This window comes from Ferrimonas sp. SCSIO 43195 (genome assembly GCF_023716685.1).
Taxonomy (GTDB): domain Bacteria; phylum Pseudomonadota; class Gammaproteobacteria; order Enterobacterales; family Shewanellaceae; genus Ferrimonas; species Ferrimonas kyonanensis.
This window is the reverse complement of the sequence record NZ_CP072679.1, coordinates 1,907,252-1,931,760: the sequence shown is the minus strand read 5'-3', so window position 1 is coordinate 1,931,760 and position 24,509 is coordinate 1,907,252. Positions and strand designations below refer to the sequence as shown.

The window sequence follows — 24,509 nt, the reverse complement described above, 5'->3', positions numbered from 1 at the left end:
CTCTTACTCATCCCAGGAGCGGCCGTCGCGGGTGATCAACGCCACCGAGGCCACCGGGCCCCAGGTTCCCGCAGGGTACGCCTTAGGTTCTTCATGGGAGTCGGACCAGGCCGCCAGAATGGAATCGCACCATTTCCACGCCTGCTCCACTTCGTCACGACGGACGAACAAAGATTGGTTACCGAGCATGCATTCAAGCAACAACCGCTCATAGGCATCGGCAACCCGTTGATTCTTGAAGGTGTCAGAGAATGACAAATCCAGCTTGGTGGTTTGCAGACGCTGAGTTTCGTCCAACCCGGGCACCTTATTCATCATCTGAATCTCAACCCCTTCGTGGGGCTGCAGACGAATAGTCAGCTTGTTGGGTGGCAACTGGCGGTAACTGTCGCGGTACAGGTTATGGGGCGGGTTCTTAAAGTGAACCACGATCTCGGAGCACTTATAGGGCATCCGCTTGCCGGTACGCAGATAGAATGGCACCCCGGACCAACGCCAGTTGTCGATGTCGACCCGAATGGCGGCAAAGGTTTCGGTATCGGAATTGAGGTTGGCCCCCTCCTCCTCCAGGTAACCGGGAACCGGTTGGCCTTTAAGGAAGCCCGCCGAGTACTGGCCTCGTACGGTTTTCTCGAACACGTTATTGCTGTCGATGGGCCGCAGTGACTTCAGCACTTTCACTTTCTCGTCACGAATCGAGTCCGCATCCAGATTCACCGGTGGGTCCATCGCCACCAGCGCCAGCACCTGCAGCAGGTGGTTCTGAATCATATCGCGCATCTGACCGGCTTTATCGAAGTAGTCCCAGCGCCCTTCAATGCCCACCTCTTCGGCCACGGTGATCTGCACATGGTCGATGGTTCGATTGTCCCATTTTGAGGCAAACAGGGAATTGGCGAATCGCAGCGCCACCAGGTTCTGCACCGTCTCTTTACCCAGATAATGATCGATGCGGTAGATCTGGTTCTCTTCGAAGAACTCCGCCACCTGATTGTTGATCACCTGAGACGATTCCAGATCATGCCCGATCGGCTTCTCCAGCACCACTCGGGTCTCGGGTTGAATCAGGGCGCAGGATTTCAGGCAACGGCAGATGTCACCATAGATAGAGGGGGGCGTGGCGAAGTAGTTCACCATCACATTGTCGGGCTGCTGCTCGCGCAAGGCATGGAACTGTTGGTAGCCTTCCGGCTGGGTGAAATCCATGGCCAGATACTGACAACGAGCCAACAGGCGGGTCAGAACGTCCTGATCCACGTCCTCTTTTAAGAACTCATCCAGGGCAGTGCGGATCATCTGCTGGTATTCGGACTGCGCCATCTCCCGGCGAGCCACGCCGATGACACGGGTACCGGAATGCAGCAGTCCGGCCTTGTCCAACTGGTACAACGAAGGGATCAGTTTGCGGCGAGCCAAATCGCCACAAGTACCAAACAACACGAAATCACACGGTTTGGCGACCGAGCCGGTAAAGTGGGTCACTATCCAACTCCTATAAATAGGGGACCGCTGTATGCGGCGTCACTTTTTCGTAAATTAACTACATTAAAGAGAATTTTTTTCGATGGTGCAACCTCAGCGTCCACTGAAAAGCTAGATAATTTACAACACTGTTTGTAAACTTAACCTAACTGCAAGCAGGTGCCAGAGGGTAGTCGCCCAGTATACAGGGCTTTACAGGCTATTATAGGCGGCTTCTGACAAATGATTGCAGCCATCTTCTCGGTAAACTGGGCGATATATCGCATGAATACTCTAGAAAAAATACAAACTAACCTAAGTAACTTCAGTAAGTCCGAGCGAAAAGTAGCGGAAGTCATCTTAACCTCTCCCCAAACCGCTATTCACGCTAGCATTGCCACCCTGGCAAAAATGGCCGACGTCAGTGAGCCGACGGTTAACCGTTTTTGTCGTCGCTTGGACACCAAAGGTTTTCCAGACTTTAAGCTGCATTTGGCCCAGAGTCTGGCTAACGGAACGCCGTACGTATCCCGCCATGTCGATGAAGACGATGGCCCGGATTCCTACACCAACAAAATTTTTGAGTCCTCCATGGCGGCGCTGGATGCCGCACGGCAGTCCATCGACCCGATGGCCATCAACCGTGCCGTCGACATCCTGACTCAGGCCCAGCAGATCTCCTTTTTTGGTCTGGGCGCCTCCTCATCGGTGGCCCACGATGCGCAGAACAAGTTCTTCCGCTTCAACGTACCTGTGGTCTGCTTCGATGACGTGTTAATGATGCGCATGAGCTGCATTAACGCTACTGCCGGCTCCGTTCTGGTGCTGTTTTCCCACACCGGACGCACCAAGGCGCTGGTTGAAGTGGCCCGCCTGGCCCGGGAGAGCAACGCCCAGGTGATCTCCATTACCGCCAAGGACAGCCCGCTGGCTCGGGAGAGTACTCTGGCGGTCACCGTTGAGGTGCCGGAGGACACAGACATGTTCATCCCCATGGCCTCAAGACTGGCTCACCTGACTGTGATCGATGTCTTGGCTACCGGCTTTACTCTGCGCCGGGGCCCACGTTTCAGGGATAATTTGAAACGCGTCAAAGAAGCCATCAGAGAATCCCGCTTCGAAAAACCCGCCAATCTGTAAAGAAATGCCGCTGACATCCCCGTCAGCGGCATTTTTTTTATCACACCGACTACACTTGACCTCAACAATTGGCACCTTTAGGCTTGCCTACCTTGCGCTGGATCACATTTTTGTTATCAAGCTACAACTATAATTTATGTAATTTTCTTTCATGTTGATCTTTCAGCTACAACATTTAGCGAAACTCGACATCTATAAACTTTAGAGCCAGTATTCTTTATGGAGTCTCTTATGCTCAGAAGAACCAAAATCGTAACCACGCTAGGTCCGGCTACCGACCGTGATGGCAACCTGGAAAAGATCATCCTGGCCGGCGCCAACGTCGTCCGGATGAACTTCTCTCACGGTAGTGCCGAAGATCACGTCAAGCGTGCCAACGACGTGCGTGCGATTGCCGCCAAGCATAACCGTCATGTTGCCATCCTCGGTGACCTGCAAGGCCCTAAAATCCGTGTCTCCACCTTTAAGGAAGGCAAGGTCCAACTGCCTATGGGCCATACCTTCGTGCTGGACAGCGATCTGGCTAAAGGCGAAGGCGATGAGAACCAGGTTGGTCTGGACTACAAAAACCTGCCTCAGGACGTCGTTCCTGGTGACGTACTGCTGCTGGACGACGGCCGCGTACAACTGCGGGTAGAGAAAGTGGACGGCAACCGGGTAACCACGACCGTTACCGTTGCCGGCCCGCTGTCCAACAACAAGGGCATCAACAAGCAAGGCGGTGGTCTGTCTGCAGCGGCACTGACCGACAAAGACAAGCAAGACATCAAAACCGCTGCCGCCATCAACGTCGATTACCTGGCGGTGTCTTTCCCACGTACCGGTGAAGATCTGCACTACGCTCGCGAACTGGCTCGCGAAGCAGGCTGTAACGCCCACATCGTGTCCAAAGTAGAACGTGCCGAAGCCGTTGCCACCGACGAAGCCATGGATGACGTTATCCTGGCCTCCGATGCGGTGATGGTTGCCCGTGGTGACCTGGGTGTTGAGATTGGCGATGCCGAGCTGATGGGTGTGCAGAAGAAACTGATCGCTCGCTGTCGTCAACTGAACCGCGTGGTGATTACCGCCACTCAAATGATGGAGTCCATGATCTCCAGCCCAATGCCAACCCGTGCCGAAGTCATGGACGTGGCAAACGCGGTACTGGACGGCACTGACGCCGTGATGCTATCAGCCGAAACTGCGGCCGGTGACTTCCCTGAAGAAACCGTTACTGCCATGGTCAACGTCTGCATCGGCGCCGAGAAGAACCCTCGGGTTAAGGTTTCTCGTCACCGCCTGGAAGAGCGTTTCAAGACCGTTGAAGAAACTGTGGCTCTGGCAACCATGTACGCCGCCAACCACCTGGAAGGCGTTAAGGCCATCGTTGCCCTGACCGAGTCCGGTAACACCCCGATGATCATGAGCCGCATCACCTCCAGCCTGCCGATCATTGCGCTGTCTCGTCACGAGCCGACTCTGAACCGTATGGCCATGTACCGTGGTGTCTACCCAGTGAACTTTGATTCCACTCAGCATCCAGCCGGTCACCTGGTGTCTGCCGCCATCGCTGAAATCAAAGCCGCCGGTCTGCTGCAAAGCGGTGACATGGTTCTGGTAACCAAGGGCGACATGATGGAAACCATCGGTGGCACCAACACCACCAAGGTTGTGGTTGTCGAGTAAACACCGCTCTCATTCTCATCCACTAAAAGGGTTAGCTTCGGCTAACCCTTTTTTATACCCGATATCTAGTCAGCGCTGCCGGCTGCGACCATCTTCGCCAGTAGCGATAAAAACTGCTGCTGCTCTTGCGGCTGAAGCACCGACAGCAAGCTGTCATTGACGTCCATGGCTTCGGCGATCAAGGCGGATTTCAGCGCCCGCCCCTCATCGGTGAGATAGATAAGGTGCGAGCGTCGGCTAGTCGGGTGTTTGCGCCGCTCCACCAGCTGTTTCTTCTCTAAGCTGTCCAACACTCGAGTGGTGGTGTAATGCGCCGTCATGCAGCGCGACGCCAACTCCACCTGGGTCAACCCCTCCTCCTCCCAGAGCATCATCAGGGTCGGCCACATCCCCAGGTTTAACCCGACTTTCTGCAACCTCTCATCCAGTTGGTCGGCAGCCCGGCTGTGAACCACCGCCAACAACCAGCCAAGACTGCGGTCCCGGGAAAACGCCGCCAATTTATCACCCTGCTCCACTAACACACTCCTAGAATAAAGAGATCACCATCATCAGACTGACTCCGCTTGCACTGAGAGCCAACACCATTGCGGCCTTACGTCCGGCCACCAATTTGGGCACAGCACCGCTACCGTGCTGCTTGCCGGTGATCATTGCCTGGATCAATCGATGACCTCGCCATTGATAAACGGTCACCGCGAGGACATGCACCGATACCGCAATCACCAACCCCAGAGCCATCCGTCCATGGTTGTGCTCAAGCAATCGCACCACGCTGCGTTTAAGCTCAACAGGACTCAGCGGGCTGATCAGCCAACCACTGAGTAACTGGCTGCACAACAGGCACAAAAGTAGCACCACCATCAACGCCCCCAACGGATTATGACCTGGGCGCTCCTGACGCGATGAAATCAAGTAACTGATCAGTTGGGACGGTGAGGGAATAAAAGCACGAAACCGTGCTGTTTCACTGCCCCAAATGCCCCAGATTAACCGCCAACACACCAGCACCAACAGTGCCACTCCGGCCGCCATATGACCGATAGAATCGCCGTTACCACTGAAGCCGCTCAGCAGCATCCAAGTCACCAACAGCGCCTGGCCCCAATGATAGAGGCGAGTTGCCAGATCCCATACTTGTATCATTTCAATTCTCTCCACAGCAACAATTGCATTTGCAACTATAGCATTTGCATGATAGCTTGCACACAAATCATTCAAACCAAGATGGAGATCACAATGCAGACCCCCTTCCCTATGCTGGTAGGAGCAATAGCGCTCATCATTTCGGCGTTAGCCTGGGCCGATCAGTCTGCAGTGAATCAAAGACAACAGCTTTTTGATCAACTCGATACTAAAACCGAACTGATGGAAGACGCTCTGGACCGGGAGCAATGGCAGCGAGGAGCCGAATTGGCCGCCGAACTTGCAGACACCGTCACCTTGTTGAAAACTCTGTTTCCCGAAACCAGTCGAGGTGTAGGGCGCAGCCGCAAATCGATTTGGAACGAATGGCCTGAGTTTGAAGGTCGGCTAACGCGACTGGCTGATGACTTTACTGCCATCAGCAACACCGCTGAGTCTGGCCGTTCCGCCGGGTTGGATACGGCGCTGGAAAACGCCACCTCCAGCTGCCGCTCCTGCCATATGAGCTACCGTTCGTTGTGGTAAGGAGGCGCTTTATGACCATTCAAAATGCCCATCGACTGGCTGCGACACTGGCTTTTCTGATCATACTGACGTTCTTCAGCAGCACCCTTATTGCCGAATTACTGGGCAATGACCGTGTCATCTCAGCCACCAAACACGCCATCGTCTATGGCATCTGGCTGCTGGTACCCGTCATGGCTTTGACCGGTATCACCGGCATGAAACTGGCGCCCAAGGCCAGCAGTGGTCCCATTGGTCGAAAGAAAAAAAGGATGCCGATTATCGCCCTCAATGGGCTGTTGATTCTGATCCCCGCCGCAATCTACCTGGATCATTTGGCCAGCCAGGGACTGATGACCGGAGTATTTTGGTGGGTACAGGGACTGGAGTTAACAGCAGGCGCCGCCAACCTGATTCTTATGGGCCTGAATGTTATCGACGGTCGCCGATTACGCCCGCGCTCCAGGTGTTAATGAATAGCAGGTTGACATTAGGGTCAACCTGCTTACTTTGCGGGCAACACAGCGTTCACTTAAACCACTGCCGCCCTACCTGATTGGCGCGATGCTGAAGCAGCTCAAACCAGGTCCGTTCAGACTGTAGCAGCTGCTGCTGCGGATCAAGACCATTGAAACAGTCTTCAAAGATCGCCCGAGCGGTGGCATAACTGTCCTCGCCCCTCAGGCTGTGCTGCATCTCGGGCTCGCGAAGACACGGCGCCAACTCGATGTCGTAATGGGTCAGAATTCGAGTATCGGGCTGCAACTGATGACAGGCCAGTTCATCCACAAAGCCCAGGGATACTGATTGAAACACGCGCTCAGCCTGATATTTTGCGTGAGGATCATCACCACGGGCACACTGCAGGAACTGGCCGAAGTAGTGCAGATACATAGGAATAAAGTGCCGATACAACACCCGCTCCTTGAGATTTTTATTTGCCAAGACTCTGTCGAGATCCAACCATGCCCATCGGTTCATCATGTGTCGCTCCTGCGCTGACATCCCATTTACAGTAAAGAATGCGACACTTGTCAGACCAGTTCCGTGATCAAGATCAACCCAGCTCCAGTCTTGCGCAATTGGCTATTTCACTCTGCACAACTCTCATTGTTTAACAGGCCGATATAAAAAAGGGCCAGCAAATGCCGGCCCTGATTCTACACTGCGGGGATTACAGCGTAGCAAACTCGTCCACATGGATGGCTGCCGTTCGCAGCGCCCAGGCGCTAAGCAGGGACTCAGACTGAGATTCGGTCAGCACCTCCGCCTCTACCGCTTTGGCAATCAAGGCCGGCGATATCGCCTGCTTGGGCAAGGCACCGGAACGCATCGCCTGCTTCAGGGTCTTCATCAATGGCGCCTGCTCATGCAGCGCCAGGAAAGCCTTCTCCACTTCACTGATGCCATCTTCCAGACCTTCAGGCATGTGGCACAGGTGAGTGATGCGTTCGCGAACCACTCCCGGTTTGGACACCGCCTCACACACCGCTTTGGCGGTATCGTCCGAAGGCATGTGGAAATGGTTGCCAATAGGGAAGATCAGCGCCTTAGCCAGCCAACCCAGAGGACGATTAGGGAAGTTGCGAATCACTTCCTCCATCGCTTTTGCCGCTTCATAGCAACACTTCTCTACCGAATAGTGCAGCAGCGGCAGGTCGCCATGCTGACGCCCCTCGGATTCAAAATGACGCAATGCCGCCGACGCCAGGTACAACTGGCTGAGCACATCGCCCAGGCGGGCCGAGATCATCTCTTTCTGCTTCAGACCGCCGCCCAGGGCCGCCATGGCCAGATCCGACATCAACGCCAGGTTGGCACTGAGGCGACTCAGGTTACGATAATGACGAGCGGTTTCCCCCGCCACCGGCGCCGAGTTCAATCGAGCCCCGGTCAAAGCCCCGACCAATGAGTTCAAGCCATTGCGCGCCCCGTAGAGCATGTGAGACAGCAGCAGACCGTCAAACACTTTCAGGGCCTGGTCCTTATCCTCCATGGCCACCGCTTCCATCTCAGACAAGACGTAGGGATGACAACGCGTCGCGCCCTGGCCGAAGATCATCAGGTTACGGGTCAGGATATTGGCCCCTTCCACGGTGATCGACACCGGCTGAGCCAGATACATGTTACCCAGGTAGTTCTTAGGGCCCAGCTGAATCCCCTTGCCACCATGGATGTCCATGGCGTCATTGACAATGGAGCGGCCCAATTCGGTCATGTGGTACTTGGCAATGGCCGTCACCACCGACGGTTTCTGATTCATGTCGATGGCGCCCACGGTCATCTTACGGGCCGCTTCCAACAGATAGGTATTGCCAGCGATGCGTGCCATCGCTTCCTGCACCCCCTCAAACTGACCGATATTCACCCCAAACTGCTGGCGTACACCGCAGTACGCCGAGGTAGTGCGGGTCGCCACGTGTCCGGCCGCCGTCGCCAGAGCCGGCAGAGAGATGCCCCGCCCTGCAGACAGGCACTCCACCAGCATGCGCCACCCGCGCCCGGCGTAATCAGGACCGCCGATGATCCACTCCATGGGAATAAACACATCCTCACCGCGGGTGGTACCGTTCATAAAGGCCATGTTCAGAGGGTTATGACGGTTGCCCAGCTCCACGCCGGGGTGTGATGCCGGAATCAGCGCACAGGTGATGCCAATCTCCTTGGTGTCACCCAACAAACCGTCCGGGTCACGCATCTTAAATGCCAGCCCCAATACCGTGGCCACCGGAGCCAAGGTGATGTAACGCTTATCCCAGTTCAGGCGTAGACCCAGCACCTCTTTGCCGTCGTGCTCACCCATGCACACCACGCCGCTGTCGGGAATGGCGCCAGCGTCTGATCCGGCTTCCGGGCCGGTTAAGGCGAAGCACGGCACCTCGGTGCCATCGGCCAATCCTGGCAGCCAGCGCTGCTTCTGCTCTTCGGTACCATAGTGAGCCAGCAGTTCACCGGGACCGAGAGAGTTCGGCACCATTACGGTAATGGCGGCGGTGAGGCTGCGACTGGCGATACGAGCGACAATGGTGGAGGCACCCAGAGCAGAGAAATCCAGGCCGCCATAGGTTTTGGGAATGATCATCGAGAAGAAGCGTTCCTGCTTCAGGTAATCCCAAACCGGTTGTGGCAGGTCTTTCTGTTCCTGTACCACATGATGGTCATCCAGCATCAACAGCAGCGTATCGACCTGGTTGTCCAGAAAGGCCCGCTCTTCACCGCTGAGCTCGCCCATGGGCATGGAGTGCAGCTGCTGCCAGTCCGGACGGCCGGAGAACAGTTCGCCGTCCCACCAGACGGTGCCCGCTTCCATCGCTTCCCGTTCGGTCTGTGACAGGGGCGGCAACACCTTGCGGAAAAAGCCGAATACCGGTTTGGAAATAAATTGGCGACGAATGTCAGTGACACCAAACACCACTAACACCGCAATAATGATCAAAATCAGCAAGGTCATGATACTTCCTTAATCTTGGTCCCTGACAGTTGGGGAGCCGGAGCAACAACGCCCGCGGCCACATAGGGAATCAGTCGCTTAATCACCGACTCCACGTTATTGTCTTGTTCAAAATCCGCATGGGCGATGTCATTCAGCGCTTCAAACGAGGCCATGGTGAAAACCACGGTACCCAGGGTAAAGTGCAGACGCCAAAACAACTCAGCATCGTCGATGTCGTTGTCCACCTGATGGATCAACTTGACGATCAGCTCCAGCGGTTTGCCGTAATGAGTGGTCACAAACCAACGCAGGTGGCCCTGACTCTCGATGTAACCCCGCCCCAGTAACTGCAAAAAGATGCTGGACCCCCGGTGACGCAATTCATCCAACGACAGCAGCGGCTGCACCAGGGTGTCGAAAATCTCATGCACCGTCAGCCCAGGCTGGTTTTCCAGAGCCGACAGAGCCGCTTCACTGGCAGGCATAAACTGATCCAGATAGCGGGCCAGTACCGCCTGGATTAACTCTTTCTTGGAACCAAAATGATAATTTACAGAAGCCAGATTCACTTCCGCCTTGCTGGTGATAAGACGCAATGACGTGTCGGCAAATCCCCGTTCTGCAAATAATCGCTCCGCTGCGTCCAAGATACGGGATTTTGTACCTTGTTTATTCGACATAGTCGCGCCTTCCTGATTTAAACACTTGTTTTAACTTACTCTGCCACTTGGGTATTGTCAAAGTCATGAAGCGTATTCTGTTTGAACACTCGATAAACCAAGTGCTTAGCCCCATCAGGCACCGCCTGATGTCCCAGGAGCTGCCAAGGTTAAGACTCTGATCTAAGCCAGGTTCAAACCAAACTCGGCCCCCTTTCCTCCGCTCCGGTCCCGTAATAAAATAGCGACTTTTCGACAACAACCACGCAAAGGAACGCGATATGGCACTTTTCCGCCACTCGATGGCTCTGTCTGCCGTCACTCTGGCGCTGCTCAGCGGCTGCTCCCCGACCCCCACCCCCGATCAAGGCAAGGAAACCAACCCGGACAGCGATAGCCGTGAGTTCATCGCTGCCGCCGAGGCCGACCTGTCTAATCTGGTGGAAGAAGCGGGCCGGGCGTCCTGGATCTACAGCAACTTCATCACCGAAGATACCGCGGCCCTGGCCTCCGACGCCGAGCGCCGGTTCAATGACAAGGCGGTCATGTACGCCAGTCAAGCGGCCAAGACCGATCCTCAGGGACTGAGCGACGTCGAGTTGCGCAAACTGGAAGTGCTGAAACGCACCATCATTCTGCCCTCTCCGGACAGCCCGGAGAAAAGCGCCGAGCTGGCCGGCCTCAATGCAGAACTGGGTGGCCTGTATGGCAAAGGCCGCCACTGCCTCAAGAGCGGCGAATGCCTGAGTCAGCCGCAACTTTCCTCTTTGATGGCCACTTCCAGAGATCCGGAACAACTGCTGGACATCTGGCAGGGCTGGCGCGAGATCGCCAAACCGATGCGTCCTCTGTTCAGCCGCCAGGTGGAACTGGCCAACGAGGGAGCACGGCAACTGGGTTACCAGGACGTCGGTGAACTGTGGCGCTCAAAGTACGACATGCCGGCGGCGCAGTTCCCGAAAGAGCTGGATTCATTGTGGGGAGAGGTAAAGCCTCTGTACGACGCCCTGCACTGCTACGTGCGCGGCGAACTGGGTGAGCACTACGGTGAAGAGGTGGTGCCCCAGGACGGCATGATTCCAGCGCACCTGCTGGGCAACCTGTGGTCACAGCAGTGGGGCAATATCTACGATCTGGTGGCGCCTGCCAACGCCGATCCGGGCTTCGATCTCACCGAACTGCTGGCAGAACACCAGTACGATGAGATCAAGATGGTCGAGCAGGCGGAGCAGTTCTTTACCTCGCTGGGGTTCGAGCCGTTGCCACAAACTTTCTGGGACCGCTCGCTGTTTGTTGAGCCTCAGGATCGGGATGTCGTCTGCCACGCCAGCGCCTGGGATCTGGACAACGAGGACGACATTCGCATCAAGATGTGCATCCAGAAAAACGCCGAAGACTTTGTGGTGATCCACCACGAACTCGGGCACAACATCTACCAGCGCGCCTACAAGCACCAGCCGTTCCTGTTTAAAGACAGTGCCAACGACGGCTTCCACGAAGCCATCGGCGACACCATAGCCCTGTCGATTACCCCCAGCTACCTGCAGCAGATTGGACTGCTGGACACGGTGCCCTCCAAGGAGAGTGACATCGGCCTGCTGCTACGCCAGGCACTGGACAAGGTGGCGTTTCTGCCCTTTGGCCTGATGATCGATCAATGGCGCTGGAAGGTGTTCTCCGGTGAAATCACGCCAGAAAACTACAACCAGGCCTGGTGGGATCTGCGCGCCAAATACCAGGGCATCGCTGCGCCGGTGGCTCGCAGTGAAGCGGACTTCGATCCTGGCGCCAAATACCATGTACCCGGCAACGTTCCCTATACCCGCTACTTCCTGGCCCACATCCTGCAGTTCCAGTTCCATCAGGCGCTGTGTGAGACTGCCGGCTTTGAGGGTGACATTCACAGCTGCTCCATCTACGGCAATAAGGAGGCCGGTGCCAAGCTGAACACCATGCTGGAATCTGGCCTGTCTCAGCCATGGCCGCAGGCGTTGGCCATGGTCACCGGCTCAGAGCAGATGAGTGGTGAGGCCCTGCTGAACTACTTTGCGCCACTGCAGGGTTGGCTGGGGCAACAAAACCAGGCCGCCGGCCGCCAGTGTGGCTGGTAACCCCACCGCAAACCAAAGAACCCGGCGTCAGCCGGGTTCTTTTTTTAGGCTTTGATGTTGATACCCCGAAAAACACCGGATTCTCGCCTGCGCAAGAATGACCAAAGGCACAGACACTGGGTACCCGCGTTCGCTGGCACGACCGACCTACCCCGTCGCCCTTGCGAACGCGAGGGCCCAGTGGCTTTGATTTTGATTGAGGGAAAGACGCTGGGTACCCGCGTTCGCGGGCACGACGGAAGGCCGTTTTAAGCTCATTCGCACCGGAGTATTAAGGCGGCCACCACTACCGCCGCCAACACCTAACCCTCATCGTGTCGCCCTTGCGAACGCGAGGGTCCAGTGGCTTTGATTTTTGGTAGGAGCAGAAAAGCCACTGGATACCCGCATGCGCGGGCACGACGGAGGACTGCTTCGAGTGCGCAGGGAACCAACTGCAGCTTGCTTAGCGGAAACCACGGTAACAAACGGGCTACCGCACACCCTATCAACTCGCACCGTCGCCCTTGCGAACGCGAGGGCCCAGTGGCTTTGATTTTTGGTAGGAGCAGAAAAGCCACTGGATACCCGCCTTCGCGGGTAAGACAGAAGAGGGGGGGTCGCCCTTGCGAACGCGAGGGCCTAGTGGCTTTGATTTTTGGTAGGAGCAGAAAAGCCACTGGATACCCGCCTTCGCGGGTAAGACAGGGCGCTTAAACCATCAACGTTGGGCCAGGATGCGATCCAAATGATTGGCAAATGCTTGGCGGTCCTGTTGGCTCAGAGGCGGCGGCCCGCCGGTATCCACACCACTGGCACGCATGGTATCCATAAAATCACGCATGTTCAGCCGTGAGCGAATATTGCTGGTGGTGTACAACTCCCCCCGAGGACTTAGCGCCAAGGCTCCTTTCTCAATCACTTCGGCCGCCAGCGGAATATCACTGGTGATCACCAGATCCCCCGCCTCAGTGAGTTTCACAATCTCATTATCCGCCACATCAAAGCCTGCGGGGACCACCATGGCACTGATGTACTGCGACGGCGGTGTCCGCATGGCGTGGTTAGCCACCAGCTTGGTGTGCACTTGCGTGCGTTCGGCGGCGCGAAACAGAATCTCTTTAATCACCACCGGGCAGGCATCGGCATCAACCCATATCTTCATCGTTTTTGACCTGTTTCTAGGAACTCTGCGCAGGGTACAGCGCCGCCAGGTCCCAGGCAAACAAAAGGGGAGTCACCTCCCCTTCAATGATGTTGCTTTGGTCCAGTGTTAACTCTATTCGGCGGTGCGATACTTATGCAAAATCTGCCCAAGAGACTGAGAGCTATCAAACAACTCCTGAACGCTGACCGCCGATTGCTCTGAGCTGTTGCGTATGGCATTGGACTGACCGCGAATATCATACAACTCCGAAGCGATGTCGTTGGCCGCCGCCGTCTGCTGCTCAACCGCACTGACAATCTGAGCACTCATGTCCATCACCGCCTTGGCCGAGTCGGCAATGGCGGTCACGTCCTGACCAATCTCATTGATCAGTTCTCGGCTCTGATGGGCCTGCTTCAGGGTATGAGAAGTGATCTCAGAGATGCCCTGAGTTTCGGTCTGCAACTTATCGATCATCATCTGAATCTCGACCGTGGCCTGCTGTGTTCGGGAAGCCAGAGTACGTACCTCGTCGGCCACCACCGCGAAGCCCCGTCCCTGTTCACCGGCTCGAGCCGCCTCGATAGCCGCATTCAGCGCCAACAAATTGGTCTGCTCGGAGATGGCATTAATGGTGGTAATCACTTCGTTAATCTCGGTGGCCTTGGCATTGAGATTATTGACCGTTACCGATGCCGCATCGGTCTTGTCCGCCAGCTCAGTGGTTTCGATGATGGCGTTCTGCACTTTCTGATTGCTCTGCTCCACCATGGCACCATCCTGCTCCAGCTGTGCCGAAGTTTTCTGGGCCAGGTTGGAAATATCCTTGGCGGTAGCACTCATCTCCTCCATGGCCGTGGCGACCGAATCCAAGGAGCTGTACTGCTGATTGATCTGGCTTTCGTTGTTCTGGCTGTCCTGGCGGAAACCGGAGGCAGTCTGATTCAGAGTCGCCGAACTGCTTTTCACCGTACCCACCAACTCACTGATGGTGTCCATGGTCCGATCCAAGCCATGACCGATGATGCCGAACTCCTCTCGGCCCACATGAAAACCCAATCGAGAGGTCAAATCACCGTCCGCCAGACGGTTAATGGCCTGATTCATCACCCACAACGCGCCTCCGAGGAAGGTCGCCAGCCAGTAACACAACAGCGCCAGAGGAAGCAGCCATAAGGTGGTCAATCCCAGACTCGACAATGCCTCACTACGAGCCTGAGCTTCGGCCTCGGGTGCCGTCACTGTGAGGGAGGCCGCACCACCATCAAAGGGCTGGCTGACCGTAATGCGATCGCCGCGACGCTCGGTGGCTGTGGGAGCGGGAACCAGCTGAATCCCCTCACGGGCCATCAACCGGCTTCGAGCATCACTGTCTGCCGGCAGTTCGTTTAACACGGATACCACGCCCGCCAATCGTGCCTGAACCACTTGTTCAGACTGCAACTGGGCCTGCAACCGGGCATCGAGATAATGATTGGTGGCCATCCCCATTACAGCCAGTGCTGCCATCAGAAACAGCAGCCAAAACTTCTCATTCAATGTCAGCTTGATAAACAAGCGGTCAATGGTTCTGAATTCTACTTCTCTCATCCGCTGCCTCATTCCGCCTTATACTGGCGTTAACATTTGTCAGACTAAAACTGTGACCCTAAGTATGTGCCGGACAATACTACCTTTTAATTTATTTACAAGTCTGTAATCCCGATCACACATAAAGCGGGGCAATTTGTGGCCGCACTCACCCAAAGTACGGTTATTCCACAGCATTTATGTAATTGTTGTACACATCTGAAAGGATATTTGGGCAAACAGGATTCAGACCCAGAGCAAACACAACCGCTGTCACGGCACTATGGCTGTTATCGGCCTGTAACATCAGCAGCTTTAGCGCCAGCGCTGAATAAGGCTCAACAATCTGAATTTGTCTTTATATTCCAACTACTCACAGAGTAGTTTCCGGGCAGCATTGCGGTGCCAACCACACCAATTCAGGCAGTTGACTCAAATCCAGAGTGTCGGTTCTGTGAGCAATTACGGCATGAGAGCAGTGAGGTTGGAGATGGCTGAGCAAGGTTTTCTGGGCCTCGGGTTCACCGTGAACCAGCACCAAGGGCGGCGCCGAGGAAAACCGTCGATACCAGTGAATCAACTCCTGCTGATCGGCGTGGGCAGACAGGCCGCCGATGGTGTGAATTCTGGCCCGGGCTTCCACCGACTGCCCGCGAATTTTCAGCTCCTGAGCCCCATCCACCAGCAAGCGGCCGGGCGTACCGACAGCCTGATAGCCACAGATGATGATGTCCGCTTCCTGGCGCCATAAGTTGTGCTCCAGGTGACAGCGAATGCGCCCCCCATTACACATGCCACTGCCGGCAATAATGATCAAACCTCGATCTATCTCATTGAGGGCCATAGACTCTTCGGTAGTTTGCACAAAATTGACCTTGGTCAGCAGTGGATGCTGGCTGGGATGATGTCGCCGATACTGGTGAAATTCGGCGTCACACAGGTTGCTGTTGCGTACGTACACGCCGGTCGCCTGGGTGGCCATCGGGCTATCCAGATAAACAGACCAGCGGCTCAGATCCCACTCTTTGCCATACAGGTGAAACAGATACAGCAGTTCCTGAGCCCGACCCACGGAAAACGCCGGGATCAGAATGTTACCCTGGCTGGACTTCAGTGCCCGAGCGAAGATCGCTTTCAATTCGTCCAGCGTCTCCTGCCAGCCACGGTGCACCCGATCGCCGTAGGTGCTCTCCATCACCACCAGATCCGCCTGGTCAATAAAGCTGGGGTCCCGAATCACCGGCATGTCACAACGTCCCAGATCACCGCTGAACACCAACTTTTTGCGAAAGGAGCCGGAATTCAGCCACAGCTCGATGATGGCAGAACCGAGAATGTGGCCAGCATCGCGCAACTGAACCGTCACCGCCGGACTCACTTCCGTCAGTTGCTCGTACTCCAGATCCACAAACAACGCCATCGCCGCGTCCACATCCGCCTCAGTGAACAACGGCTCCAGCAATGACTCGCCTCGTAGTTGGCGTTTTTCGTTCGCCCGCTCGGTTTGTCGCAACTGCAGCATTGCCGCATCCCGAAGCATGATGTCACACAGTTCACGGGTAGCTTTGTGGGTAAAAATGGGACCATCAAACCCCTCTTTGACCAGCATCGGCAAGCGCCCTGAGTGGTCAATATGGGCATGGCTGAGTATTACCGCATCGATGTTGGAGGGAATGAAATCAAACGGCTCGCGATTGCGGGCGGCTTCCTTTTTTCCTCCCTGAATCAGTCCGCAATCCAGCAGCAACCGCCATCCATCAACGGTCAGCAAATGACAGGAGCCGGTCACTTCGCCGGCGGCACCAAGAAAAGCCAGGGTCATTGTCATTGTGCGCCCTCCCGGCGTCTTCTATCTCGCTGAGATGACAACCTAAAAACACTCCGTGTAAAGGCAGCCTACCTCTAATAGTGCGCCCCGAACCCCAATTAGGCAAATTCCACCTGCCGCGGCGGCAACACCGGTACCCCACATCATTCGCTGAACGGCAGGCCACAAAAAAGGCGCCGTTCGGCGCCTGCAGCTAAATTCAGGTGCTACTCAATCTTACGATAGGGATAGACACCACGAATATTGGCGTTGAAGAAGCTTCCCTGAGACTCGGCGCCGAGAAACGACTCGATCACCGACTCCGAAAGCTGTTGATAGCGGTAGGGGCCACCGTAGGTAAAGTTCAAATCAAGAATGCCACTCTTTGTCGATGCGCCATGGGAAGAAAACGCCGAAGACGCCGAGGGCCATTGATTGAACATGGGCATCGGTACCATTTGATCGGCCATCGCCAGCATTTCAGCAGCAATTGTTGCTGCCTGCCCGGGCGACTCCAGATAAGAGGTAACCAAGCCATGACCACTCACATCACTGTCGGTGAAATCCGCTTGGTAATTGGCATCAATCGACCCCAGAAGCTCACGGACTAACCCCATAATCGCGTCCGTATCATTGGTGATGTGCGCCACCATCTGCTCAAACTCGGTGCCGGCGTTACCGCCGACCGAATCCGCAGGATTGGCAATGCTCATCTGGGCCAGCATAGGGTAATCCCTCATGGGCCAATTGCCCGGGAAGGCATAGCCGCTGTACAACTCATTAAAGACGGCATTGCCATAGAAGTTACCCTGAGAGTGAGTCACCAAAATGGTTCTGCTGCAGCCATCCATTGTCCGCCTCAATGCCGAAGCCGCACCGAGGTAATCTCCCTCCCCCTGGATGCCTGGCGACACGGCAGCATAGGACTCGGCGATAATCTGGATCAACACCTCCTGATTTGGCACCAGCGTCAACACCCCACCGGTAATGACCTGGCTTAGCCCCTCCACCCACTTATCAAAGATGGTGGACGACTCGGCGCGATCTTGCATCTTTTGCTTCGCCACCTGTAAAAACTGACGCGTCACCGATTCACTCTCGTTGTAAGAACCCACAACCGCCCCGGCGCTCGGGTACTTATCACTCAGGTAACGCGTCTGGAATGCCTGCAATGCCAACCGGTTATCCAGATAGGCACTGTATTTGGTGAACATCCCATTGATGTAAAACAGACGCAGGGTATCGACCTGACGGGCACACTCAGCAGGTGCCGCCATGGTGTGGCAGCCAAAACACAGCAACAGGATAGCTAACGGAAATTTCATCATCACTCCTCCACCGGATTCATCTGTTGACAAGGAAGGTCAACCAGTACTGGCTGATAATCGTCACCCAATGCCTGATACAAACGGGACTCCGCTTCCAGATAGGCTTCCATTCGCTCAAAGGTATTAAAATAGCGGTGCTGGAAACCACTCACGCCCTGATGCTCGCCAGCCAGGCTGCGAAAACAGGCAGAGACAGTCAATAACTCATCCACAAGTTCGGCCGCCGCAACTGGCGTCACCTTGCTTTCAGCCGAAGTGGCCATCGACACCATCTGTTTATACGCCGACGCCGCCCCCAGCCCCGCCTGACGCACGGCTTCAGAAGGGCTTTCCATCACCACGGCAACTTCGTAGTCATCACGGATGCCGTTGAAGTTGCTGTCGATACCTTCAAGGCCTTGTTTGGCATCGTCCGAATCCACTAACGGCAGATCGGTGCCAATACCTGGATGGGTGAACACTTGCCACTGGCAGCAATCCCGCCCAGAATCCGGCTGAGCGAACCCTACCCCTTTAGCCAGATAAAATTGGTTGCCGAAACTCACCACCTTGCCCAACACGTAAAACCGTCCCGACCGCCATGGCTCAGGGTGGCCGATGTCGACTCTCACCCAATGGAACCGGCTTTTCGCCGGTGGGTGACCGCGACCGGGCAGTCTCGCAACCCAAAGATGGTTAGATTCGCTGACAATCTCACCGCGACGATAGTTCTCGTTGAAGCTGTAGGGGTCATATTCCGAAAAATCCAAGGCATAAGATGAAATGGAAAATATCATCAGAGCCAAATACAACATCCGTGTCATGTTTAGTCTCCTATAACGCACTCAAAATATTTGCCACTCTCCTGAAGCGGCATTGGAATAGCTTATGCGATCCACCTCCTTTCCCGAGATATAGAGTGAAATTGTTTCCTGGTCGTTGTTGAGAGAAAATGCCGTCGCTAGTGGCCTGACAGTAATCTCATCCAATGGTTGAATGTCTACCGAAGCCAGATAATCACTGCCATACTCATCCCTAAGCGTTATCACTCCCTTAAATGTGTAATGTAAAGATGAGTTAATAACCAACAATTCATTGTCATTATCCGCCCCATCCGGGTTAGCCAGTACCCTCTTAATCGACAGTGACTCTATTTTAGAAGCCGCATCAAATAGAGTCGTAAACAATGGAACATGATCAGACGCTCGTGTGTCACTGTTTCCCGCTACCGATACCGCTCCGGCAAAGACATCGGCAGAATTCACCATAGCGTGGTCTTTTAATGCCGGAGAGACCAGGATCTGATCATAAAGCGCCCGCTTCACCACATAGCCATCGTCGTAATTTAAAACATTGTCCTGCCTGCTCCCTGAGATTGTCGGGTTCAGACGGCTACGGTCCATACTGTCGATGGCCCTGGAGTTCAGTCCGTAGGTTACCGCATCCACCGACAGCAGTGATTCCGTTAGATTCTCCATAAACGAACCGGTGTTATTCTCCAGCTCTATTGTCGATTTCACACCATTTTCCAAAGTGTTCAGTGAAGCGTCATCGCCGGTGTCATTGAAATCGCCCAGCAGCACCACATACTGCTCTGCGCTGGATGACAGATAATCAACAATCTCCAGGCTGGCCCCTATTCGTACCGGCTCAGAAGTCAGGCGACCGTTGTAACGCGATTTGGCGTGATGATTCAGCACCACGATCTCATCACTCAACTCGGCAACCTCTAGGTACACTTTGAGCACATCACGCTTATCCGGAAAATTGGAAGAGTCGGGAAATAGAAAATCCAATTTGCCGGCATCGTGTGTATTGCCTGACTCCAGTCGATATTTAACGTCTTTTTTGATGACAAAAGCCAGATTTTGGTCGTCCGTACTTTGGTCATCTATAACAATGTTCCAGTCTTCTTCAGGAAAAAAATAGATCAGCGCCCTGCGGTCTTTCACCTCCTGTAAAGCCCACAGGTCAAAATCCGCCAATTCAATAACCTGACGAAGATGACTTTCTCGAACGGAATTAACACAGGCGGTTAAATATTTAATGTTATACGTTGCCACGGTTAACGGCTTTGCTTTCGCCCACGTTGAAATCACTAGTGATATAAAAGCACCAACCAGAATATGCCTATAGCCACCCATTCACGGTTTCCCCAATGCCAATTTACTTTTTATAAGTCTTTCTTATAAGTTGCACAGGAGGGCCTAATAAATACAAGGCAATTATTGATTGCATTACTTTTTCAGCGAGTCCATTCAACCGTACTCAACAAAATACGAAAGGTAACGTTTACTCATCCTCGCCTGCCGACCACCGACATTGGATTAAAATCCTATCAAATTGATATTTAATCACTTTATTAAAAATCCCCCCCATTCATTGATTGAGTAACTCAACCTATATTTAGAGGCGGACCAGCAGCTGCCAAAGACAAAGGCTTACACCACTCAGGGTGATTCCCCCACAGTCAAATCATCTGTGATGCCAGGATCTGTAAGCTGAAGCGCTCCCTCGTCTCTCAACCCCGTTCCACTGTAAACTCCGGCAAAATAGTGACTTAATAATCAGAGACAATGTAACCAGCGGTGATCACCCCGAAGAACGAGGCTTGGACAATTTTTCGCCCTGCACATTTTCCCTGACTCAGGTATAATCCGCGCACTTCGAAATTTACCAACTGAATACAGGATGCCATGACCGTCGAAACCTTTGATCCCGGCAATGACACGCCAAAAGCGGTGCAACCGAATACCACCCACGCCACTAAGGTGGCCCCAGCCATGGGCCAGGGACGCGGCACCGGAACCCGCATCGGTTTCATCTCTCTGGGTTGCCCCAAGAACCTGGTGGACAGCGAACGCATCCTGACCCAACTGCGGACCGAAGGTTACGACGTGGTCAACTCCTACGACGGCGCCGACCTGGTGATCGTTAACACCTGCGGCTTTATCGACAGCGCGGTACAGGAATCCCTGGATACCATCGGCGAAGCGCTGAATGAAAACGGCAAGGTGTTGGTCACCGGGTGTCTGGGTGCCAAAGAGGACGAAATTCGAGAGGTCCACCCCAAGGTGCTGGGCATCACCGGCCCCCACGCCTATGAAATGGTGCTGGAGCAGGTTCACAATCACCTGCCTAAGCCGGAGCACGATCCCCTGACGGCGCTGATCCCGGATCATGGCGTTAAACTGACCCCACGTCACTACGCCTACTTGAAGATCTCCGAAGGCTGCAACAACCGTTGTACCTTCTGCATTATTCCGGCCCTGCGTGGCGATCTGGTCAGCCGTCCCATCGGTGAGGTACTGGATGAAGCCAAACGCCTGAAAGAGGCTGGCGTTAAGGAACTGCTGGTGATCAGCCAGGACACCAGCGCCTACGGTCTGGATGTGAAGCACAAGACCGGTTTCTGGAACGGCATGCCGGTGAAAACCCGTATGACCGAACTGTGTGAAAAACTGGCCGAGATGGGGATCTGGGTACGACTGCATTACGTCTACCCATACCCGCACGTAGACGAAGTGATTCCGATGATGGCCGAAGGCAAAATCCTGCCTTACCTGGACATCCCCTTCCAGCACGCCTCCCCCAAAGTCCTGAAGGCGATGAAACGCCCCGGCAAGGCCGAGCGCACGTTGGAACAGATCAAAAAGTGGCGTGAGATCTGTCCCGATCTGGTGATCCGTTCCACCTTCATCGTCGGCTTCCCCGGCGAAACCGAGGAAGATTTTCAGCTATTGCTGGACTGGCTGGAACAAGCTCAGTTGGATCGGGTCGGCTGTTTCAAATACAGCCCGGTGGACGGTGCCGTTGCCAATGATCTGGCTGAATTGATCGATGACGAGGTAATGGAAGACCGTTACCAGCGCTTTATGGCAGTGGCAGCCCGAATCAGCGCCGAGCGCCTGCAGGCCCGTGTGGGCACCGAGATGCGGGTGATTGTCGATGAGCTCAATGACGAAGGGGCGGTAGCCCGCGCCTATTCGGACGCACCGGAGATTGACGGCAAGGTGATTCTGGGAGGCGAATTTGATGTCGAGGTTGGCCAGATGGTGTGGGCCTCCATCGAGTTTGCCAACGACTACGATCTGTACGCCACCATCGTCCGTGACGACAATGACGAGATCGAAGACCTGGGCTAACCCTGGTTGCACTCCTTTTCCCAGGCCGGCTCTATGCCGGCCTGTTCATTTTTACGGATCGCTTCCGGCGTCAAGCCAAACCAACGCTGACAGCCGCGATAGAAACTGGTGACCTCATCAAACCCCAGTAACAAGCTGATCTCCATATGGGTCAAATGACACTGCCGCAGGTAGTGGCAGGCCAACTCCTTACGGGCTTCGGCCAATACCGTCTGGAACGGTTTCTTCTCCGAACACAGCCGCTTTTGCAGGGTCCTGGGACTGATCCCCATCCGCTGTGCCACATGTTCCTTATCCGCCAGCCCAGACGGCAAACTCTCAACCAGCGTGGCTTTGACCTGGCTGGCGGTCTCTGGCTGCGCATGCAGCTTGCGGATCAGTCGCAACAGGGTCGGTTCAAAGAACTGCCACATACCGTCATTCAGGGGTAAAAACGGGCGCAAGCAATCCTCGCGGCGGAACTCAATGGCGTTGCCATCACCCAGCTCCAATTCAATACCATGCTGGCGCGCCAATGCCAGTGCATCATCGCTAACCTCATGGAGGCGCAAGGACTGTACCGGTAACTCCACCTTGGTTGCCATGTAAGCCAGATTCAAAATCAAGTACCACTCGGTAACAATCATCGATACCGGCAAGGACGATACCGGCATGTCGGATACCACCTCGACTCTGACCCAGTCATCGGCTTCGGTTACTCTCAACTGCTGCGGCCCCAGCAGCCCTTTAAAGCGTTGCAGTCTGCGTATGGCAGACAGCAGGTCACTGCAACACAGACCCGCCATCATCGGCGCCGAGAAGTCATCGCTGTTGCATAACTGCACCAAAGTGCGAGCCAGATCAGCGGGCTCAAACTGTTCCTCCAGTGCCGACCACAGTGCCAGATATTGGTGGCTGTTAAGGCGAGCATCCGGATTGCTGAGCAGGGCGACATCCACCCCTGCGCGCGCGAACACCGGCTGAGGATCAATTCCCAACCTACTGAAAACACGCCTTAGTTTGGTATCCAGAGGAAACCGTTTGTCCGCCATCATCGCGCTCCGACTTACATTCAGTACCGGTTCATTCGATCAAAGTTACCGACAGAAAGCAACCATAATCGACGTGGGCCACCATTACCAGCCCGCAAAAAAGTAGTCTTTGAGATCTTAAATGAAATTTTATTACGAATGATGGTCACGAGTCACACAATGAACAACCGAGTAAAGCGATGTCAGCGAATGAAGACTGCCTCGAAGATCATGAATAATAATCACCATGATGTGCATATTTTATGACGTTAGATCAAACGCTTGCCTTTATTAATCCGTTCAAGCAGATATCATATCCCTATACTGTATTTTCTCACTGGCCACTGACCATCAGCAACGAAAAACCAAAATAAGCATATATAATTCAAACGTATATATGTTGATGCTCACACAATGTCCTGGTTCGCTGGCGTTCAAGCCAGTACTAAGAGACCACAATGGCCACTTTGTGAAACAGGTTTACCATGCTGATCAATTTGTCAGAAGAAATTCAACGGATCGAACCGGCCCCCCTCCGTCTACCTCTCACGCCGGTTGAAGGACTCACTGACACCATGACACCCATTACCATCGAGTTTCACCCAGATCACCAACCGACGTTGGAGCTGGCCCTGGAGCAGCTTCGCCAGACGCTTGTGCTGCAGCAACCTCATTCAATTAGCCACCATTACCAGTTCGTGGTGGCCGGAACCCAACAGTCGGCCAGCGACGGATCCAAGTCGCTGTTTACCGCCCTGGCCGCCGACAAATACAGCCAGCCTCTGCTGCAGCGCTATTTGGAAGCGGTCAACCGTTACAACTATTTCTGCGGTCCCAATCAGTCCCTGAACTTCACTGACAACCAACAGTGGGCCGCCTGGCTGATGACTCTGCTCGCGCCAATGGGGGTAGTTACGCCGGCCCTGCTGTGCGACGCCATCGCTTCTGGAATCCGAGGCCAGGAGCAGGAGTTTAGCCAGGCTTTGCACTGCTTACTGGCTAACAGCGATGACCCCAGGCTGTTTGCGCAGCTCAGCGCCTGCCTGCTGAGCCTACCCGCCGATGCCTGCCCGCCCGTGCTTGTGTCTCCCCCAAGAAGCCTGCATGACCCGCTGGATGATCTGGCGTTTGTGAATCACTTCCTGCGCCTGTACGCCGCCCACAGCCTTCATCACCGGCTTACGTATCATTGGCAAAGCCATGAACGAGGGTTGGCGAATCTCAATCCAGCCTCTGTGATTCAACAGGTTGAGGCGCAATTGGAACAGGCTCAAGGGGATCGGCTGGCGCAACTGACCCGAATGCTAACCGATGAAATTTGCCACGATGTGGCCACTGAGATACGGGCTATCTTCAGGGGAGGAATGAAGCCAGCCACCGCCGTGCTGTGGCCGTACTAGTCGAGATGGGCGGCACAGGTTGC

The 24,509-nt window shown here is 54.8% G+C and carries 20 protein-coding genes; 7 read left to right on the top strand and 13 right to left on the bottom strand.

Features of this window, described 5'->3' with window-relative positions; all coding sequences use genetic code 11:
• Nucleotides 1-3: 3 nt before the first annotated feature.
• The gene (zwf, locus tag J8Z22_RS09105) at nt 4-1,482 is read right to left on the bottom strand and encodes a glucose-6-phosphate dehydrogenase (RefSeq protein WP_035415873.1); all 1,479 of its coding nucleotides are present in this window, start codon (nt 1,480-1,482) and stop codon (nt 4-6) included.
• Between the two features lie 264 nt (nt 1,483-1,746).
• On the opposite strand from zwf, the gene J8Z22_RS09100 reads away from it, so the two are divergent.
• Together J8Z22_RS09100 and pyk are read left to right on the top strand one after the other, a co-directional pair.
• Nucleotides 1,747-2,601: a MurR/RpiR family transcriptional regulator gene (locus J8Z22_RS09100; protein WP_028113322.1), complete on the top strand. Its 855-nt coding sequence runs from the start codon at nt 1,747-1,749 to the stop codon at nt 2,599-2,601.
• A gap of 231 nt (nt 2,602-2,832) precedes the next feature.
• Entirely contained in the window at nt 2,833-4,269 is a 1,437-nt protein-coding gene (pyk, locus tag J8Z22_RS09095) for a pyruvate kinase (protein WP_028113323.1), read from the top strand.
• Between the two features lie 65 nt (nt 4,270-4,334).
• Here the strand turns inward: pyk and J8Z22_RS09090 are convergent, their stop codons facing one another.
• On the bottom strand, nt 4,335-4,787 hold the full coding sequence (locus J8Z22_RS09090) for a MarR family winged helix-turn-helix transcriptional regulator (RefSeq protein ID WP_245595596.1): 453 nt from the start codon (nt 4,785-4,787) through the stop codon (nt 4,335-4,337).
• A 10-nt stretch (nt 4,788-4,797) separates the two neighbouring features.
• On the bottom strand, nt 4,798-5,415 hold the full coding sequence (locus J8Z22_RS09085; RefSeq protein WP_252010150.1) for a cytochrome b/b6 domain-containing protein: 618 nt from the start codon (nt 5,413-5,415) through the stop codon (nt 4,798-4,800).
• A gap of 93 nt (nt 5,416-5,508) precedes the next feature.
• Between J8Z22_RS09085 and J8Z22_RS09080 the strand changes: the two genes are divergently transcribed.
• Nucleotides 5,509-5,940: a cytochrome c gene (locus tag J8Z22_RS09080; protein WP_252010149.1), complete on the top strand. Its 432-nt coding sequence runs from the start codon at nt 5,509-5,511 to the stop codon at nt 5,938-5,940.
• Nucleotides 5,941-5,951: 11 nt separating this feature from the next.
• Nucleotides 5,952-6,392: a hypothetical protein gene (locus tag J8Z22_RS09075; RefSeq protein ID WP_252010148.1), complete on the top strand. Its 441-nt coding sequence runs from the start codon at nt 5,952-5,954 to the stop codon at nt 6,390-6,392.
• Between the two features lie 55 nt (nt 6,393-6,447).
• On the opposite strand, the gene J8Z22_RS09070 is transcribed toward J8Z22_RS09075, so the two are convergent.
• The 3 genes from J8Z22_RS09070 to J8Z22_RS09060 all read right to left on the bottom strand — a co-directional run bounded on the left by J8Z22_RS09070 (nt 6,448) and on the right by J8Z22_RS09060 (nt 10,032).
• Nucleotides 6,448-6,903 carry a hypothetical protein gene (locus J8Z22_RS09070; protein ID WP_156897026.1) on the bottom strand — a complete coding sequence of 152 codons (456 nt, stop codon included), beginning with the start codon at nt 6,901-6,903 and terminating at the stop codon, nt 6,448-6,450.
• A 190-nt stretch (nt 6,904-7,093) separates the two neighbouring features.
• A complete protein-coding gene (locus J8Z22_RS09065) occupies nt 7,094-9,370 on the bottom strand; it encodes an acyl-CoA dehydrogenase (RefSeq protein WP_252010147.1) in 2,277 nt (758 codons plus the stop codon).
• The gene (locus tag J8Z22_RS09060; protein ID WP_028113330.1) at nt 9,367-10,032 is read right to left on the bottom strand and encodes a TetR/AcrR family transcriptional regulator; all 666 of its coding nucleotides are present in this window, start codon (nt 10,030-10,032) and stop codon (nt 9,367-9,369) included. The genes J8Z22_RS09065 and J8Z22_RS09060 overlap by 4 nt, the downstream gene beginning before the upstream one ends.
• A gap of 260 nt (nt 10,033-10,292) precedes the next feature.
• Between J8Z22_RS09060 and J8Z22_RS09055 the strand changes: the two genes are divergently transcribed.
• A complete protein-coding gene (locus tag J8Z22_RS09055) occupies nt 10,293-12,122 on the top strand; it encodes a M2 family metallopeptidase (RefSeq protein ID WP_252010146.1) in 1,830 nt (609 codons plus the stop codon).
• A gap of 700 nt (nt 12,123-12,822) precedes the next feature.
• Here J8Z22_RS09055 and J8Z22_RS09050 read toward each other — a convergent pair.
• The 6 genes from J8Z22_RS09050 to J8Z22_RS09025 form a co-directional block, all read right to left on the bottom strand.
• Complete coding sequence (locus tag J8Z22_RS09050; protein WP_028113387.1) at nt 12,823-13,266, bottom strand: YaiI/YqxD family protein; 444 nt, start codon at nt 13,264-13,266, stop codon at nt 12,823-12,825.
• Nucleotides 13,267-13,380: 114 nt separating this feature from the next.
• The gene (locus J8Z22_RS09045; protein WP_028113386.1) at nt 13,381-14,838 is read right to left on the bottom strand and encodes a methyl-accepting chemotaxis protein; all 1,458 of its coding nucleotides are present in this window, start codon (nt 14,836-14,838) and stop codon (nt 13,381-13,383) included.
• 352 nt (nt 14,839-15,190) lie between these two features.
• Entirely contained in the window at nt 15,191-16,645 is a 1,455-nt protein-coding gene (locus J8Z22_RS09040) for an MBL fold metallo-hydrolase RNA specificity domain-containing protein (protein ID WP_252010145.1), read from the bottom strand.
• Nucleotides 16,646-16,851: 206 nt separating this feature from the next.
• Nucleotides 16,852-17,952, bottom strand: a complete 1,101-nt coding sequence (locus tag J8Z22_RS09035; protein WP_252010144.1) for a KTSC domain-containing protein — start codon at nt 17,950-17,952, stop codon at nt 16,852-16,854.
• Nucleotides 17,952-18,755 (bottom strand): hypothetical protein, encoded by an 804-nt coding sequence (locus tag J8Z22_RS09030; RefSeq protein ID WP_252010143.1) that lies wholly within the window; start codon nt 18,753-18,755, stop codon nt 17,952-17,954. Before J8Z22_RS09030 ends, J8Z22_RS09035 begins: the two co-directional genes overlap by 1 nt.
• Before the next feature lie 21 nt (nt 18,756-18,776).
• Nucleotides 18,777-20,075, bottom strand: coding sequence for an endonuclease/exonuclease/phosphatase family protein (locus J8Z22_RS09025; RefSeq protein WP_252010142.1), 1,299 nt, complete (start codon nt 20,073-20,075; stop codon nt 18,777-18,779).
• 552 nt (nt 20,076-20,627) lie between these two features.
• On the opposite strand from J8Z22_RS09025, the gene rimO reads away from it, so the two are divergent.
• The gene (rimO, locus tag J8Z22_RS09020) at nt 20,628-22,076 is read left to right on the top strand and encodes a 30S ribosomal protein S12 methylthiotransferase RimO (RefSeq protein WP_028113382.1); all 1,449 of its coding nucleotides are present in this window, start codon (nt 20,628-20,630) and stop codon (nt 22,074-22,076) included.
• Here the strand turns inward: rimO and J8Z22_RS09015 are convergent.
• Complete coding sequence (locus tag J8Z22_RS09015; RefSeq protein ID WP_169629272.1) at nt 22,073-23,032, bottom strand: AraC family transcriptional regulator ligand-binding domain-containing protein; 960 nt, start codon at nt 23,030-23,032, stop codon at nt 22,073-22,075. The genes rimO and J8Z22_RS09015 overlap by 4 nt on opposite strands.
• Nucleotides 23,033-23,661: 629 nt before the next feature.
• Between J8Z22_RS09015 and J8Z22_RS09010 the strand changes: the two genes are divergently transcribed.
• Nucleotides 23,662-24,486: a hypothetical protein gene (locus J8Z22_RS09010; RefSeq protein WP_252010141.1), complete on the top strand. Its 825-nt coding sequence runs from the start codon at nt 23,662-23,664 to the stop codon at nt 24,484-24,486.
• Nucleotides 24,487-24,509 lie beyond the last annotated feature (23 nt).

What these genes read in the sequence shown, in the direction of transcription:
- J8Z22_RS09050 (WP_028113387.1), bottom strand. Translation starts at nt 13,266, where the DNA reads ATGAAGATATGGGTTGATGCCGATGCCTGCCCGGTGGTGATTAAAGAG.
- J8Z22_RS09055 (WP_252010146.1), top strand. Translation starts at nt 10,293, where the DNA reads ATGGCACTTTTCCGCCACTCGATGGCTCTGTCTGCCGTCACTCTGGCG.
- J8Z22_RS09070 (WP_156897026.1), bottom strand. Translation starts at nt 6,903, where the DNA reads ATGATGAACCGATGGGCATGGTTGGATCTCGACAGAGTCTTGGCAAAT.
- J8Z22_RS09045 (WP_028113386.1), bottom strand. Translation starts at nt 14,838, where the DNA reads ATGAGAGAAGTAGAATTCAGAACCATTGACCGCTTGTTTATCAAGCTG.
- J8Z22_RS09080 (WP_252010149.1), top strand. Translation starts at nt 5,509, where the DNA reads ATGCAGACCCCCTTCCCTATGCTGGTAGGAGCAATAGCGCTCATCATT.
- J8Z22_RS09035 (WP_252010144.1), bottom strand. Translation starts at nt 17,952, where the DNA reads ATGATGAAATTTCCGTTAGCTATCCTGTTGCTGTGTTTTGGCTGCCAC.
- J8Z22_RS09025 (WP_252010142.1), bottom strand. Translation starts at nt 20,075, where the DNA reads ATGGGTGGCTATAGGCATATTCTGGTTGGTGCTTTTATATCACTAGTG.
- J8Z22_RS09010 (WP_252010141.1), top strand. Translation starts at nt 23,662, where the DNA reads ATGACACCCATTACCATCGAGTTTCACCCAGATCACCAACCGACGTTG.
- J8Z22_RS09065 (WP_252010147.1), bottom strand. Translation starts at nt 9,370, where the DNA reads ATGACCTTGCTGATTTTGATCATTATTGCGGTGTTAGTGGTGTTTGGT.
- J8Z22_RS09030 (WP_252010143.1), bottom strand. Translation starts at nt 18,755, where the DNA reads ATGACACGGATGTTGTATTTGGCTCTGATGATATTTTCCATTTCATCT.
- J8Z22_RS09085 (WP_252010150.1), bottom strand. Translation starts at nt 5,415, where the DNA reads ATGATACAAGTATGGGATCTGGCAACTCGCCTCTATCATTGGGGCCAG.
- J8Z22_RS09040 (WP_252010145.1), bottom strand. Translation starts at nt 16,645, where the DNA reads ATGACAATGACCCTGGCTTTTCTTGGTGCCGCCGGCGAAGTGACCGGC.
- pyk (WP_028113323.1), top strand. Translation starts at nt 2,833, where the DNA reads ATGCTCAGAAGAACCAAAATCGTAACCACGCTAGGTCCGGCTACCGAC.
- J8Z22_RS09060 (WP_028113330.1), bottom strand. Translation starts at nt 10,032, where the DNA reads ATGTCGAATAAACAAGGTACAAAATCCCGTATCTTGGACGCAGCGGAG.
- J8Z22_RS09100 (WP_028113322.1), top strand. Translation starts at nt 1,747, where the DNA reads ATGAATACTCTAGAAAAAATACAAACTAACCTAAGTAACTTCAGTAAG.
- rimO (WP_028113382.1), top strand. Translation starts at nt 20,628, where the DNA reads ATGACCGTCGAAACCTTTGATCCCGGCAATGACACGCCAAAAGCGGTG.
- J8Z22_RS09075 (WP_252010148.1), top strand. Translation starts at nt 5,952, where the DNA reads ATGACCATTCAAAATGCCCATCGACTGGCTGCGACACTGGCTTTTCTG.